14 protein-coding genes and 1 pseudogene are annotated in these 13,736 nt (G+C 63.0%); 8 read left to right on the top strand and 7 right to left on the bottom strand.

The annotated features are described in order from the left end of the window. Positions 1 to 193: 193 nt before the first annotated feature. The 3 genes and pseudogenes from ASD99_RS03350 to ASD99_RS03340 form a co-directional block, all read right to left on the bottom strand. Positions 194 to 406 carry a tautomerase family protein gene (locus ASD99_RS03350; RefSeq protein WP_056591653.1) on the bottom strand — a complete coding sequence of 71 codons (213 nt, stop codon included), beginning with the start codon at positions 404 to 406 and terminating at the stop codon, positions 194 to 196. 30 nt (positions 407 to 436) lie between these two features. Beyond that, positions 437 to 1,325: pseudogene (locus tag ASD99_RS03345) on the bottom strand (SDR family oxidoreductase). A 7-nt stretch (positions 1,326 to 1,332) separates the two neighbouring features. Then, complete coding sequence (locus ASD99_RS03340) at positions 1,333 to 2,073, bottom strand: SDR family oxidoreductase (protein ID WP_057142733.1); 741 nt, start codon at positions 2,071 to 2,073, stop codon at positions 1,333 to 1,335. 102 nt (positions 2,074 to 2,175) lie between these two features. On the opposite strand from ASD99_RS03340, the gene ASD99_RS03335 reads away from it, so the two are divergent. From ASD99_RS03335 to ASD99_RS03320, 4 genes are all read left to right on the top strand, one after another. Further along, positions 2,176 to 3,069: a LysR family transcriptional regulator gene (locus ASD99_RS03335; RefSeq protein WP_057142732.1), complete on the top strand. Its 894-nt coding sequence runs from the start codon at positions 2,176 to 2,178 to the stop codon at positions 3,067 to 3,069. Positions 3,070 to 3,250: 181 nt separating this feature from the next. Further along, complete coding sequence (locus ASD99_RS03330; RefSeq protein WP_200950963.1) at positions 3,251 to 5,854, top strand: EAL domain-containing protein; 2,604 nt, start codon at positions 3,251 to 3,253, stop codon at positions 5,852 to 5,854. Positions 5,855 to 6,249: 395 nt separating this feature from the next. Further along, entirely contained in the window at positions 6,250 to 6,798 is a 549-nt protein-coding gene (locus ASD99_RS03325) for a hypothetical protein (RefSeq protein WP_320410753.1), read from the top strand. Positions 6,799 to 6,936: 138 nt separating this feature from the next. Continuing rightward, positions 6,937 to 7,590, top strand: coding sequence for a glutathione S-transferase family protein (locus ASD99_RS03320; protein ID WP_057142730.1), 654 nt, complete (start codon positions 6,937 to 6,939; stop codon positions 7,588 to 7,590). Between the two features lie 63 nt (positions 7,591 to 7,653). Here the strand turns inward: ASD99_RS03320 and ASD99_RS03315 are convergent, their stop codons facing one another. After that, on the bottom strand, positions 7,654 to 8,007 hold the full coding sequence (locus tag ASD99_RS03315) for a hypothetical protein (protein WP_056592190.1): 354 nt from the start codon (positions 8,005 to 8,007) through the stop codon (positions 7,654 to 7,656). Positions 8,008 to 8,125: 118 nt separating this feature from the next. After that, a complete protein-coding gene (locus ASD99_RS03310) occupies positions 8,126 to 9,748 on the bottom strand; it encodes an ABC-F family ATP-binding cassette domain-containing protein (RefSeq protein WP_057142729.1) in 1,623 nt (540 codons plus the stop codon). A gap of 428 nt (positions 9,749 to 10,176) precedes the next feature. Here ASD99_RS03310 and ASD99_RS03305 point away from each other — a divergent pair, with 428 nt between their 5' ends. Together ASD99_RS03305 and ASD99_RS03300 are read left to right on the top strand one after the other, a co-directional pair. Beyond that, positions 10,177 to 10,464 (top strand): hypothetical protein, encoded by a 288-nt coding sequence (locus ASD99_RS03305; protein ID WP_082525644.1) that lies wholly within the window; start codon positions 10,177 to 10,179, stop codon positions 10,462 to 10,464. 250 nt (positions 10,465 to 10,714) lie between these two features. Next, on the top strand, positions 10,715 to 11,344 hold the full coding sequence (locus ASD99_RS03300; protein ID WP_057142728.1) for a glutathione S-transferase family protein: 630 nt from the start codon (positions 10,715 to 10,717) through the stop codon (positions 11,342 to 11,344). A 5-nt stretch (positions 11,345 to 11,349) separates the two neighbouring features. Here ASD99_RS03300 and ASD99_RS03295 read toward each other — a convergent pair whose 3' ends face one another. Next, on the bottom strand, positions 11,350 to 11,949 hold the full coding sequence (locus tag ASD99_RS03295; RefSeq protein WP_057142727.1) for a YdeI/OmpD-associated family protein: 600 nt from the start codon (positions 11,947 to 11,949) through the stop codon (positions 11,350 to 11,352). 254 nt (positions 11,950 to 12,203) lie between these two features. Between ASD99_RS03295 and ASD99_RS03285 the strand changes: the two genes are divergently transcribed. After that, the gene (locus ASD99_RS03285) at positions 12,204 to 12,596 is read left to right on the top strand and encodes a hypothetical protein (RefSeq protein WP_244497609.1); all 393 of its coding nucleotides are present in this window, start codon (positions 12,204 to 12,206) and stop codon (positions 12,594 to 12,596) included. 21 nt (positions 12,597 to 12,617) lie between these two features. Here the strand turns inward: ASD99_RS03285 and ASD99_RS03280 are convergent, their stop codons facing one another. Then, the gene (locus tag ASD99_RS03280) at positions 12,618 to 13,091 is read right to left on the bottom strand and encodes a cupin domain-containing protein (protein ID WP_057142725.1); all 474 of its coding nucleotides are present in this window, start codon (positions 13,089 to 13,091) and stop codon (positions 12,618 to 12,620) included. A gap of 65 nt (positions 13,092 to 13,156) precedes the next feature. On the opposite strand from ASD99_RS03280, the gene ASD99_RS03275 reads away from it, so the two are divergent. Beyond that, positions 13,157 to 13,618, top strand: coding sequence for a MarR family winged helix-turn-helix transcriptional regulator (locus tag ASD99_RS03275; RefSeq protein ID WP_057142724.1), 462 nt, complete (start codon positions 13,157 to 13,159; stop codon positions 13,616 to 13,618). Positions 13,619 to 13,736 lie beyond the last annotated feature (118 nt).

The raw sequence follows: 13,736 nt of genomic DNA, 5'->3' as shown, positions 1-13,736 counted from the left end.
TGTGACAGGTGGACAGCCAGGGACCGTTCACCCGGACCCCGCCTAATGCATGTCACCCAATGGGGGCATCGGTGTTTGGGAAGCCGAGACGCAACAAGACATCGGCAGCCGGGATGAACGTTGCAGTTCGCAGCGACCAGTCGCCATATGACGGGTGCGTGCGGGAATTCGAACCGCCGTCGCTTGCCTTGCGCTACTCCTTCGCGCGATAGGCTTCCGGCACGATGAACACTTCGTCGGCGCGGCCATAGCCGCCATCGGCGACCTCCTCCACCAGCACCATCGTGTAAGGGCGCACCCCCTCGCCGAAGAAGTCGACGAACATGGCTGTGGTTCGATGGATAAGTTCTTCCTTCTGCGCCTTGGAGAGAGCGGCCTGCGGCATCTTGATGTTGGCGAATGGCATGATCGTTTTCCTGTCTCTTGAGGGTGGATTTCAGGCTTTGGGATGGAGCAGGTCGGCAAGGCCGATCCGTTCCACGAGTTGCGCGCGTACGCGGTCGGCAACGCCGTTGACGATCGCTGCGCCGTCATCGGAAGGATCGATGTGGACGCGCAGCGGCCGGCTTCCATGCGGCATCGCGACGAGATCGACGATGGCGTCAGCGACCTTGGCTGGATCGGCGTCCGCCGGCTCCAGTGCAGCCAGCTCTTTCAGCACCTGCTGGTCGACACCGGCGTAAGGGCCGGACCAGTAGTGGCCGACACGCGCGGCATCGGCCGGCGCTACGGCATGGTCGAAATGCTCCGTGCCCTTGGTGAAGGCACCCGGCACGACGATCGTCGTTTCGATGCCAAAGCGGGCGAGTTCCAGCGCATAGCTCTGCGCCAGCGCATCCATGCCGGCCTTGGCTGCGAAATAGGGCGCCAGGAACGGCGGGGTGCCGCCGCGCGTGCTGCTCGAGCCGACCCAGATCATCTGCCCCCGGCCGAGCGAGCGCATGTGCGGCAAGGCCGCACGGTTGACGCGCTGCGTGCCGACGACATTGACGTCATAGATCTGCGCCAGTTGCTCGGGCAAGAACGCCTCGGCCGGCCCGAACCCCATATGCCCGGCATTGTGGATGAGCACGTCGAGCCGGCCGGCCTCGTTGAGGATCTGCCGGACCGCCGCGTCGGCCGAAGCGTCCGAGGTCACGTCGAGCGCGATCGACTTGAGCGCCAGGCCCTCGTCGCGAGCGAATTCTTCCATCTCGGCTGCCGCCACGCGCCAAGGGGTCGCGCATCGAGGCATAGACCATGTGGCCGGCTCTTGCGAGCCCCCGCGCGGTCATCGCGCCGAAGCCGCTGGAGGCACCGGTGATCAGGATTGTCTTTTGCATGATCATCTCCTCAGACAACGCCGCCATTGGCGCGGATGATTTGTCCGTTGACCCAGAAGCTGTCCGGCCCGGCCAGGAACGAGACCAGTCCGGCAATGTCGTCGGGCTGGCCAAGCCGTCCGAGCGGGATCATCTTGCCGATGGCTTCGATCTGCGCCTCGCTCTTGCCGTCCATGAACAGCGCGGTCTCGATCGGTCCGGGCGCCACCGCGTTGACGGTGATGCGGCGCGCTCCAAGCTCCTTGGCCAGGATGTGGGTCATCGCCTCGACGCCCGCCTTGGTGGCGGCGTAGACGCCGTAACCCGGCTGGTAGAGGCCGACGACGCTGCTGGAGAAATTCACGATGCGGCCGCCGTCGCGAAGCCGGCGCGCCCCTTCGCGCATGCCGCGGAAAACGCCGCCGAGATTGATCGCGATCTGCGTGTCGAACGAAGCATCGTCGGTCTGCGCGATCGGCGACGTCTTCATGATGCCGGCATTGTTGACGAGGATGTCGATGCCGCCGAACGCCTTTTCGCCGGCGTCGAACAGCGCTGCGATGCCGCTCGGATCGGCGACATCGGCCTGAACGGCGATCGCCTTGCCGCCGCCGGCTTCGATGCTGCGCACAATCGCTTCGGCCTCCGCGCGGCCCCGTGCATAGTTGACGACGACGGCGACGCCGTCGCGGGCGAGCCGCCGTGCGATGGCGGCGCCGATGCCTTTGGAGGCGCCGGTCACGATCGCCGTTCTGGTGTGGTTAGATGTCATGGAAGTGTCTCCGTGCTGTTGGTGACACGGATATAGGCAAAGTCAATTCGGGATAATCAGCCGCCTATTGACATCACTATTCGGAAACTGCGAACAAAGGCCATGGATCGGCTGGACACGATGCGGCTCTTTGTTCGCGTTCTGGAGCGGCGCAGCTTCACCGCTGCCGCGGCCGATCTCGGCCTGCCGCGTTCAACCGCGACGGAAGCGATCCGGCGGCTGGAAGAGCATCTCGGCGCGCGGCTTCTGGAACGAACGACGCGGCAGGTGAACGCGACGCAGGACGGCGAAGCCTACTATCGGCGCTGCCTGTCGATCCTGGCCGAGATCGAGGATGCCGAGGCCGCCTTCCGCAACGCGGAGCCTTTCGGCCTGCTGCGCATCGACGCCAGCACGCTGCTCACACGCACCTTCCTGTTGCCGCGCCTGCCACAGTTCCTTGCCCGCTTTCCCCGCATCGACCTGCAGATCGGCCAGAGCGACCGGCTGGTCGATCTCGTGCGCGAGGGCGTCGACTGCGTCATCCGCGTTGGCGAGCCGCCCGACAGCGGCATGATCATGCGCCGCCTGGCCGTCATCCGCGAGATCACCTGCGCCAGCCCCGCCTATCTCGAAAGGCACGGCACACCCGCCTCCCCCGATGCGCTCGATGGCCACCAGGCGGTCGGCTTCGTCTCGTCGCGCACCGGCGAGATCCTTCCGTTCGAATTCACCGTCGGCGGCAAGACCCGCGAGGTCAGGCTGCCGGGCCGCGTCGCCGCCAACAATTCCGACACCGCCGCCGATCTGGCACGGCTCGGGCTCGGCCTCATCCAGGCGCCGCGCTATCGCTTCGAAAAGGATCTGGCCGATGGGACACTCGTGGAGGTGCTGGCCGACTGCCTGCCATCGCCGACGCCGCTGTCGGCGCTCTACCCGCAAAACAGACAGCTCTCGCCGCGCCTTCGCGTCTTCCTCGACTGGGCGTCGCGCATCTTCGCCGAGGCGAATCTTTAGCGCAGGTCCATTGCGCCTGATCCAGCCTGCAAACCGAAATGCCAGCATAGGCAGATACTGAAACTTCCCGCCAGCCTGGAAGGGTAAATTTAAGCGTTTGCTACTAGATTCGACCGGTGGGCTGTTGTTCAAGAGAGGTATTTGGGTCGAATTGGTTACGACGGAACTCAGTCTCGGCCGCTTGAGACAGGCGGTTTTTTCGTCCGCCAACTTGCCGGCGGCGATTGCTTTTGTCGTGCTTTTGGCCTGCGCCGTCTTTGCCGACCAGCAGAACAGTAGGGTCTCGGATCAACTGGCGCGCGCCGATGTGCTGGCCAAGGTCAACATCATCCGCGCCAAGCTCGAAGGCAACATAGGCGGAAATCTCCAGCTTGTTCAGGGCCTCGTCTCGACCATCGTCACGGAGCCCTATATGGGCCAGCAGAGATTTGCCTCACTCGCGGGCAATCTGTTGCAGCAGAAATCGCAATTGCGCAACATCGCCGGCGCGCCCGATCTCGTCATCTCGCTGATGTACCCGATGCAAGGCAACGAGAAGGCGATCGGGCTCGACTATCGCAAGAACGAGGCCCAACGCAAGGCAGCGCTTCGGGCGCGCGACCTGCACGTGCTGGTGTTTGCCGGGCCGGTCAATCTGACTCAAGGCGGTCGCGGCTTCATCGGGCGCATTCCGGTCTTCGTGCCGACGGCGCGCGGCGGCAACCGCTTCTGGGGCATCGTCTCGGCGGTGGTCGATGTCGACAGGCTCTACGCGGCGAGCGGGCTGACCAACCCCGATCTCGACATCGATGTCGCGCTCACCGGCGCGGATGCGCTGGGCGGCGGCGGCGAACGCTTCTTCGGCGGCGACAATGTCGTGGCCGGCAACCCCGTGTCCGCCGATGTGCAGCTGCCTTCAGGCTCCTGGCGGATTTCGGCCATACCCAAGGGCGGCTGGCCAGCCGCTCCGAAGAATGAGTGGCTGCTGAGGGCGCTCATGACGCTCGCCGGCGCGCTGGTGGTGCTGCCGATCCTCGTTGCCGGGCGGCTGTTCGGCGAAAGGCAGAAACACTATGCCGAGCTCAGACGCCTGTCCGGCCGCCTGGAGCTGGCGCTGGAAGCCTCGGGCATCGGGGTATGGGAACACGACCTCGCCACCAACAAAATGCTGTGGGATGACCGCGTCAACGAAATCTACGGCAAGCCAGCCGACGGCAAGCCGCGCGGTTATGATGACTGGGCGCAGACGATCCATCCCGACGACATCGGTCGGGCGCTGCGGGACTTCGATCTGGCCACCGCGAAAAAAGGCCTCTACTCCTCACAATACCGGCTCCTGCGCCCCGACGGCACGGTCCGCCATGTGCGCACGCGCGCCAGCTTCTTCCAGGATATCGACGGCACGCCAAAGCTGATCGGCGCCGAATGGGACGTGACCAGCGACGTGCTGCTCAACGAGACCCTTGTGCGCGAGCGCCAATTGACGGAATCGAAGAATGCCGAGCTGAAGCTTGCCAAGGCGCATATCGAGTATGCGGCGCTGCACGATTCTCTGACCGGCCTGCCAAACCGCCGCTATCTTGACGAGCTGCTGGCCGAAAACAGCGAACCGGACCGCCATACGGCGCTGCTGCATCTCGACCTCGACCGCTTCAAGCAAATCAACGACACGCTCGGCCACGCCGCCGGCGATGCCATGCTGATGCATGCCTCGAATGTCATCAAGGCCAATGCGGACGCAGCCGATTTCGTTGCGCGCATCGGCGGCGACGAGTTCGTCGTGGTGAGCCATGGGCGTGACGACGAACAGCTCGCGGCGCTGGCCGACCGCATCATCGAGGCAATGCGCCAGCCTGTCGACTATCGCGGCCATCCGTGCCGGTTCGGAGTGAGCATCGGCATTGCCGCCAACAGCGGCGTCGATGCCAGGCAACTGCTCGTCAACGCCGATCTCGCGCTTTACCGGGCGAAAAGCCGCGGCCGCAACCGCTACGAGTTCTTCAACGAAGAGCTGCAGAGCGAGATCGTTCGGACCAAGCAGACCGCCGACGAGATCCTGGGCGGGTTGGAGCGGCACGAATTCACCGCCTACTACCAGCCGCAGTTCGATGCCAGGACGCTCGAGATCGTCGGCGTCGAGGCGTTGTCGCGCTGGAAGCATCCGCGACGCGGCATCCTGGCCCCCGACGCCTATCTGAAGGTGGCCGAAGAACTCAATGTCGTGGCGCTGATCGACCGCATCGTCCTCGAACACGCGCTGGAGAATCTCGAGCGCTGGTCGCGCAGCCACCTCAACATCCCGCGCGTGTCGGTCAACGTCTCGGCCAGGCGCCTGGAGGACAAGGACTTGATCGAGGGCCTGCGCAAGCTCGACATCAAGCCGGGAACCGTGTCGTTCGAACTGGTGGAGTCCATCTTCCTCGACGAGAACGACGATCTGGTCACCTGGAACATCGAGCACATCAAGGATCTCGGCATCGACATCGAGATCGACGATTTCGGCACCGGCCATGCTTCGATCGTCTCGCTGCTCAAGCTGCGGCCGCGCCGCCTCAAGATCGACCGCCAACTGATCACACCCATCACCGGCTCGGTGGCGCAGCGGCAACTGGTTGCGTCGATCATCGAGATCGGCAAATCGCTCGGTATCGAAGTGGTTGCCGAAGGCGTTGAGACGATGGAGCATGCGCGCATCCTGAAAGAGCTCGGCTGCGATATCCTGCAAGGCTATTTTTTTGGCCGCCCGATGGAGGCCAAGGCCTTCAAGGCTTTCGCCCAGTCGCGCAAATGGCTGGCCGCGGGGTAATGGCCCCTCCCCGATGGCGTTGCCGATGACGCTGCCCTGACTAGGACGAAGCAGCAAAGGCAGCGTCGCGATGGCTCCGTGAACCGAGAATGGACCAATCTGGCGACGGAATCGTCCCTCTTCGCGATCCCCGTGCTAAAGGAACCTTTCAAGCCTGATTTCCGTTGTGGGATCCATCGTTTCACGAGGCCCTTGATGAGCGAAATGGTATATGGCGGACAAGCAGCGCGGTTCCTTTTGGAATATCCTGAGCGGCATCGTCACGGCAATTGTCCCTAACGGCAGGTTCGGGTGTCCCTAACGGCAGGTTCGGGCGAGGCATGAGCACAGCTACCCCGTCATTGGTTGCCGAATGGCCACTACCGCCATCGGCGACGCTTGGCTCCGCCTTGCGCTTGAAAGGGATCGAGCGTGAAGTTCGAGCCCGCCTGCCGTGGGCGGTGAGGAAGTTTGCCAAGGCTGAGGCGGGCCGCATCGTGTTGCGCATGGTGCAAACCGATGCGGATGCGTTCCAGGCCGCGTCGGCAACCATCTCCCGGACACTGGACGGGATTGAAGCGCTGGCCGTGCTTCCGCGAGAGGCAGAGGACATTCTCGCGATCTCCTCCCGCGAGCGTCACAAGTGGCTCAAGGATGGCCGCCTGAAAAGCGTCGGCACGCGCACCGTGAAGATGCGCGGGCGCTCCAAGGCCGTAACCTTCCATGTCTTCGATCCACGGCACATCGAGGACATTCTCGATCGTGACCTGGCGACAGGCTGGAGAGAAGAGGATGCGCGGGAAGTCACTGAGAACAGACGGCGCGGGGCCGGCAAGGCCGCTCTGACGCGAGCAGGAAAGCGGGAAGGCAAGGTTCGCATTACCCGCAATTCGCGCAAGGATGACGCTCCACGGCCAAAGCTGGAAGGCTGGGACACATTCGAGGCGGAAGGCCTGCTGCGCTAGCACCGAGGATGCTCTCGGCCAGTCCAAACCGCGAATCCAATCGCCAAAAAATGAGATAGGTGTCGGGAATGTTGCCGGTCGTTCGTCCTTTGGATGCAAACGCAAGAACTGGACACCAGACAACCCCGGAGCCTTCCAATGATCCCCACCATCACAGCCTTTGAACGGTCGCCCGACGGCGGCAAGGGACTGGCGCGTGACACGCGCGTTCGCTGGGCGCTGGAAGAAGTGGGCCAACCCTACGAGGTTCGTCTTGTTTCGTTCAGGGCGATGAAGGAACCCGCACATCTGGCACTTCATCCTTTCGGGCAGATTCCGACCTACGAAGAAGGCGATCTCGGCTTGTTCGAGACGGGGGCGATCGTGTTCCATATCGCGGAGCACCATACCGGCCTGTTGCCAGACGATGCGAATGCCCGGGCGCGTGCGATCACATGGATGTTCGCCGCGCTCAGCACGGTGGAGCCGTCGATCCTTGAGCTCGCAACCGCCAGGATCCATGAGGCCGACAAGTCCTGGTCCGCGCAACGCATGCCTCTCGTTCAGGATCGCGTCCGTAACCGGCTGGGCCAACTTTCGCGTCGCCTTGGCGATGCCGACTGGCTCGATGGGGCCTTCAGCGCCGGCGACCTGATGATGGTGTCGGTGCTGCTCAGGCTGAGAGCGTCGGGTATTCTGGACGACTATCCGAACCTCTCCGCCTATGTCGCTCGCGGCGAAGCGCGGCCCGCCTACAAGCGTGCCTTTGACGCGCAATTGGCGGTTAACACCGGCAGCCAACCGGCCGGCTGATGCGGGCCTTTCTCAGAGCCCTTCGCCGGCGCCTCCGCTTGATCGCGAAGGAGGCAGTCGCAACTATGGATATTTCTGATTTTCGCTCGCAGGGTTCAAGTCGCCCTGCAGTTCCTTCGGCAGCGGAAGGCTCGAGCATTGCAGGTGCACCTCGCGCGCGACCAATTTTCGTTGCTTCTGCTCGTGCTCCTTGACAGCCGCCAGGATCCCCAACCCGTACGGGCCAAGCGCGACGAATGCCCAACCCGGGTGCTGCTTTTCGCGAGCGTCGTAGTCCGAAGCCGCCGCCCGGGCTTGCTGGCATTGCGGCGACGCCCATTTCTGGTCCTGCTGCGAAAGCGACGCTCCATAGTCGACCGGAGAGGTCGCGCATCCGGCAACTGTCGCGGCCAATGCGACGGACATGGCAATTCTCATCCCGAAGCCTTTCCTAAGCATGGTGGAGAGTACACAGAACTCTTCTTCCCACAAGCAGATCGCTCCTAGGCCTGGACACCGACCGTATGAACGTCGTGGGTCGATAGCCGCCGTGTCCCTAGCTCCTCAACCCCGGCGCTTCCTGCCCGGTGCGCTCGACATATTCCGTATAGCCGCCGCCATAGGTGTGGATGCCTTCGGGCGTCAGTTCCAGCACGCGGTTGGAAAGGGCTGCCAGAAAATGCCGATCGTGCGAGACGAACAGCATGGTGCCTTCATACTGCGAGAGTGCGGTGATCAGCATCTCCTTGGTGGCGATGTCGAGATGGTTGGTCGGCTCGTCCAGCACCAGCAGATTGGGCGGGTCGAACAGCATCAGCGCCATCACCAGCCGCGCCTTCTCGCCGCCTGACAGCACGCGGCACTTCTTCTCGATCTCGTCGCCGGAAAAGCCGAAGCAGCCGGCAAGTGCCCTGAGCGGCGCCTGGCCGGCCTGGGGGAATGCATCTTCCAGCGTCTGGAACACGGTGCGCTCGCCTTCCAGCACTTCCATGGCGTGCTGGGCGAAGTAGCCCATCTTCACGCTGGGCCCCCGCGCGACCGTGCCGGTGTCGGGATCGGAAGCGCCGGCGACCAGCTTCAAGAGCGTCGACTTGCCGGCGCCATTGACGCCCATGATGCACCAGCGCTCGCGGCGGCGGACCTGGAAGTCGAGCCCCTCATAGATGGAGCGGCTGCCGTAACCCTTGTGGACGTTCTTCAGCGTGACGACATCCTCGCCGCAGCGCGGCGCCGGCTGGAAGTCGAAGGAAACGGTCTGTCGGCGCTTGGGCGGCTCGACGCGGTCGATCTTGTCCAGCTTCTTCACCCGGCTCTGCACCTGGGCGGCATGCGAGGCACGCGCCTTGAAGCGCTCGATGAAGGCGATCTCCTTGGCCAGCATCGCCTGCTGGCGCTCGAACTGCGCCTGCTGCTGCTTGTCGGCGATAGCCCGCTGCTGCTGGTAGAATTCGTAGTTTCCCGAATAGGCGGTCAGCGAACCGCCATCGATCTCGACCACCTTGTTGACGATGCGGTTCATGAACTCGCGGTCATGCGAGGTCATCAGCAGCGCGCCGTCATAATCCTTCAGGAAAGATTCCAGCCAGATCAGGCTTTCCAGGTCGAGATGGTTGCTCGGCTCGTCGAGCAGCATGGCGTCGGGGCGCATCAAAAGGATGCGCGCCAGCGCCACGCGCATCTTCCAGCCGCCGGAGAGCTTGCCGACATCGCCGTCCATCATCTCCTGGCTGAAACCCAGGCCATCGAGCACTTCCCGCGCACGGCCATCGAGCGCGTAGCCGTCGAGCTCCTCGAAGCGGTGCTGCGCCTCGCCATATTTTTCGATGATCTCGTCCATCTGGTCGGCCTGATCGGGATCGGCCATGGCCGCCTCGAGTGCTGCCATTTCAGCCGCGACTTCAGAGACCGGACCGGCGCCGTTCATCACTTCGGCGACAGCGCTGTGGCCTTCCATGTCGCCGACATCCTGGCTGAAATAGCCGATGGTGACGCCACGATCGACCTGCACCTGACCCTCGTCGGGCTGCTCCTGGCCTGTGATCATGCGAAACAGCGTCGTCTTGCCGGCGCCGTTCGGCCCGACAAGGCCGACCTTCTCGCCCTTCTGCAGGGCCGCCGACGCTTCGATGAAGACAAGCTGACGGCCGTTCTGCTTGCTGATGCTTTCAAGTCTGATCATGCGGTTTCCGGGGCTGAGTCTGCGATGAAAGGATTTGCCCGGCGCCTTACGCGAAGGATGGCCGCAAAGGAAGAGGCGCAAGCGCCGCATACAGCCGATCTCCCCCTCGTGGGGAGATGCCGGTAGGCCAGAGGGGGGGCTGTCCCGCTGGCGTCTCAATCCATCGATCTAGGCCGAAGCATTTGCAACTGTCGCGATACCAACGAACTTGGTGATCCTTGGCGCCCCCCTCTGCCCTGCCGGGCATCTCCCCCACAACGTGGGAGATTGGCAGCTTCACCGCCAGACACACTCCAGAAACAAGATTCAACACTCCGGAAAAACTGGCGAAAACATCGCCTGTCATAACCATCCCCGCAGTGGCCGAAGCGCTGCGGCACAACGCAAAGAGATGGTCCGCAAACATGCAACGACGTTCGACCGGATGGATGGCTGCCCTGACAGGCATTTCGCTCGCCATGCTTGCGGTCGCGCAATCGGGTGCGGAAGCGGCGGTTACCCGAAGCGAATATTGCAGCCGGCTCGGTCTTCAACTCGACGGGGTCATTCAAGCGAAAGCCGAACCCGGAGCCGATGCCAGGGAGATCGCCGAGGCAACCGCGCTCCAGGACAAGGCAAACCGGCTTTGTGCCGAGCGCAAGCAGGCACAAGGTATCAGGACCTTCGCCAACGCCCTGAAGCTTCTTGGAGTGACACCGGTCGATCTGAACCAGTGAACAACAGCCGTCAACCGTCTGGCTCTGACTCTCTCTTGATATCCTCCCGGGAAAAGGCCGCCACTCGAAAGCGAGGGCGGCTTTTTTCTTGGCCACGCAGTTCCAGGACCTGCGTAAAAACAAACGCTTACAGCGGTTCGACGATTCAAAACTCGCGGCCGGCTTCGGTCTTCGCACTGACGCAGGAATCGGGTGGCGGGTGGCGGGGCCGCATGCGAAACGCTAGCCCCTCGCCGCAGAAGGAGAAGCCATGCTCACGCTCCACGACTATTTGCCATCGCAAAATGGCTGGAAAGTCCGGGTCCTCCTGGGGCTGCTCGACATCTCCCATGACAGTCGTCTCGTCTCGATTTTCGAGGGCGAGAGCCGCGCCGACGCCTTCCTTGCTCTCAACCCGGCCGGTGCGGTTCCCGTGCTTCAGCTCGAAGACGGCAGCGCCATCGCCGAATCCAATGCGATCCTCACCTACCTTGCTGAAGGAACGCCCTTTCTGCCGGCGGACCGGTATCGGCGCGCCAAAATCATGCAGTGGCTGTTCTTCGAACAATACAATGTCGAGCCGGTCATCGGCTCGCTGCGCTTCTGGACCTTGACCGGACGGCTCGATCGCAACCAGGGCATGGTTGCGGGCAAACGCGAAGCCGGAGCCCGCACCCTCGCCGCACTCAACCGCAGCCTTGGCGACACCCCGTTTCTCGTCGGAAACGACATCACGATCGCGGACATCGCCGTCTATGCCTACAGCCATCGCGCCGAGGATTGTGGCTTCTCTCTGACAGATTGCCCGGCACTCATGGCGTGGATCCACCGCGTGCGCGATGCCATCGGTCCCGGCTATCCCGTGCACCCCTACAGCATCGATCCGCACTCGGGCGCCTGAGGGGCTTACTTCCTGCCCTGCGGATGGATCGTCTCGCCGCGCTTCAGCATCGCCACAAAAGTCTCGATCTTCTTCTTGCGCCCTGCCTCGGTCTTCATGTTGTGGGTGCGGAAGGCGAGCGCGAAGCGGTTCTGCGCGCTGAGCTTTGCCAGCATCGCCTTCGCTGCCGGCTCGGCGTCGATGGCCGCTTGCAAATCATCGGGGATTTTCATCTCCTTGCCGCTGCCATAGGCGCGCGCCCAGCGTCCGTCGGCCTTGGCCGCCTCGACCTGTTTCAGCCCATGTTCGGTCATGCGGCCCTCCTCGACCAGCCGCGCGACATTGTCGATGTTGATCAGGCTCCAGATACTCTTCCTGCCGCGCGGCGTGTAGCGCTGCAGGAAACTCTTCTCGTCCAGCCCCTTGCGCACCGCATCGATCCAGCCGAAGCACAACACCACGTCGATGGCTTCCTTGGGCGTGATCGACTTCAGTCCCGACCCCACCTTGTGCACCTTGATCCACACTTCGCTTTCCGTGGCGTGGTGCTTGCCGAGCCAGGCGTGGAAGCTGGCGGCATCCGGGAACTCGCGGACCTTCTCGGGATCGACTTTGACCGGCGCCATCAGTTGGCCTGCCTGTTCGGTGTCGCTCGCGCCATCATGTCCTCTTTTTTCACTGTCATCCTGCCTCCGGCATCATGCCCATCGTCATCGACCAGAATGGCACGAGTCGCTGTCAGTTTCCGGCAGCAAACTTGTCGGGCGCGTACGGCGTTCCTTCGCGCTCCCCTCTGTCCCTCGACCCGAACATTTTTCTCCCGGCCCCGCTGTAGAAAATCTCGGAATAGGAGCACAATTACCTCAAGCCCGTTGAAATCGTGCACGGGCAGATCCTCGGCGAATGGAACAACTACGACCGCCCGGGCAACGAGAACTCCGACACCGAGCCGGAACTGACGATGCTGCCCAACGGCTCGATCAAACTCTACCAGCCGGCGATGCGGATCGGCAGCGAACGGACCGACATGACGCTGACCATCGCCTGGCGCAACGATGCCTTCATCGCCGCCGGCTTTGCCTATGACCATTATGACTATATGGAGGAGAATGCCGAAAGCGCCTGCGAGTACAATGCGCTGACCGGCAAAGGCACCAGCAGCGAAAAGCAGCCGGACGGCAGCACGAAGCACAAGACCGTCTCGGTCGAAGGCCAGACCATCGCCTTCAAGGACTGGAACCCGGGCACCACCTTCACCGCTTGCGGCGAGTGACCAGCGCCTCTTCGACCGACTTCAGCTTGGTGGCGGCGCTGCCGGCGTCAGCCCGTGGCGGCGCATGATGTCCATCATCTTGGCCTTGTCCGGCGGACCGCCGGCGGCGGCGTGGAACATGGCGAATATCTCGCGGAAATAGTCCGGGCCGATCGCCGCCGGTGTGACGACGCACAGCGCCTTCGCATCCATGCTGCCATTGTTGTCGAAGCGATGGACTGCGCCACGCGGAATGCACAGCGCCTCTCCTGGTCCGACCTCGATCGGCTTGCCGTCGACGGTCCAGGTCAGCACCCCGTCAATGCCGTAGATCGTCTCTTCGTAGTGATCATGGCTGTGCGCCGGCGCCAGCAGGCGCAGTCCGCTGGCAACCTTCAACTCAAAGGCGGCGATGCTGCCGTTCGAACTGTCGCGCGTCACAAGGAAACGAATCGACAGCCCTTTGTCGCCGATGGTCTCGTCGGCTGGATTGACCCGAAGATTCGTGACTGACATTGCGCAAACCTCTCCGGTAAATTACATTTACTAGCTATCAGTAAACTCAATTTACCGGATCGTCAATGGCCACCTCGACGGAAATTCTGCAGACCAAGACCGAGAACCTGCTGATCGGCGCCCTGCTGCGCGTGCCGGCACAAGCGATCCAGCGGCGGCTGATCAAGGAGCTCAACGCCGCCGGTTTCGACGAATTGCGCCTGCCGCATATGGCGGTGTTGCAGTTTCCCGGACCGGACGGCGCGCGGCCCGGCACCATCGCCGAGCGTGCCGGCATGAGCAAACAGGCCATCAACCAGTTGCTCAGCAGTCTCGAAGGTTACGGCTATCTCGTCCGCTCCGACATTCCCGGCGACGGCAGTGCGCGCGTGGTGCGGTCCACAGAACGCGGCCATGCCGCCTTCTGGAAAATGGTCGATATCCTGCGCGACATCGAGGAGGAGTGGCGCATCGAACTTGGGCCGGAGCGCTTTGCCCAGCTGAAAGCTTTGCTGTTTGTCGTCTGGGAAAGTCCGCTGGTGCGCTGAGCCAGAGACGGCGCTCGCCCGCCCTGCTCCATCGGCCCTTCCGATGGCGCTATCAGTTTCTTCCGTTTCCTTCTGCCGCGCAGAACTGCCAATCCATGCCCTTGTCCATCCAAGCAAA

This window comes from Mesorhizobium sp. Root695, assembly GCF_001428185.1.
GTDB lineage: Bacteria > Pseudomonadota > Alphaproteobacteria > Rhizobiales > Rhizobiaceae > Mesorhizobium.
Note: the sequence above shows the minus strand (reverse complement) of the source record. Positions and strands in the feature narration are given on the sequence as shown.

Excerpts from the sequence above, each read along its gene's own strand:
- ASD99_RS03350 (WP_056591653.1), bottom strand. The coding sequence starts at position 406 with ATGCCATTCGCCAACATCAAGATGCCGCAGGCCGCTCTCTCCAAGGCG.
- ASD99_RS03340 (WP_057142733.1), bottom strand. The coding sequence starts at position 2,073 with ATGACATCTAACCACACCAGAACGGCGATCGTGACCGGCGCCTCCAAA.
- ASD99_RS03335 (WP_057142732.1), top strand. The coding sequence starts at position 2,176 with ATGGATCGGCTGGACACGATGCGGCTCTTTGTTCGCGTTCTGGAGCGG.
- ASD99_RS03320 (WP_057142730.1), top strand. The coding sequence starts at position 6,937 with ATGATCCCCACCATCACAGCCTTTGAACGGTCGCCCGACGGCGGCAAG.
- ASD99_RS03315 (WP_056592190.1), bottom strand. The coding sequence starts at position 8,007 with ATGAGAATTGCCATGTCCGTCGCATTGGCCGCGACAGTTGCCGGATGC.
- ASD99_RS03310 (WP_057142729.1), bottom strand. The coding sequence starts at position 9,748 with ATGATCAGACTTGAAAGCATCAGCAAGCAGAACGGCCGTCAGCTTGTC.
- ASD99_RS03305 (WP_082525644.1), top strand. The coding sequence starts at position 10,177 with ATGGCTGCCCTGACAGGCATTTCGCTCGCCATGCTTGCGGTCGCGCAA.
- ASD99_RS03300 (WP_057142728.1), top strand. The coding sequence starts at position 10,715 with ATGCTCACGCTCCACGACTATTTGCCATCGCAAAATGGCTGGAAAGTC.
- ASD99_RS03295 (WP_057142727.1), bottom strand. The coding sequence starts at position 11,949 with ATGGCGCCGGTCAAAGTCGATCCCGAGAAGGTCCGCGAGTTCCCGGAT.
- ASD99_RS03280 (WP_057142725.1), bottom strand. The coding sequence starts at position 13,091 with ATGTCAGTCACGAATCTTCGGGTCAATCCAGCCGACGAGACCATCGGC.
- ASD99_RS03275 (WP_057142724.1), top strand. The coding sequence starts at position 13,157 with ATGGCCACCTCGACGGAAATTCTGCAGACCAAGACCGAGAACCTGCTG.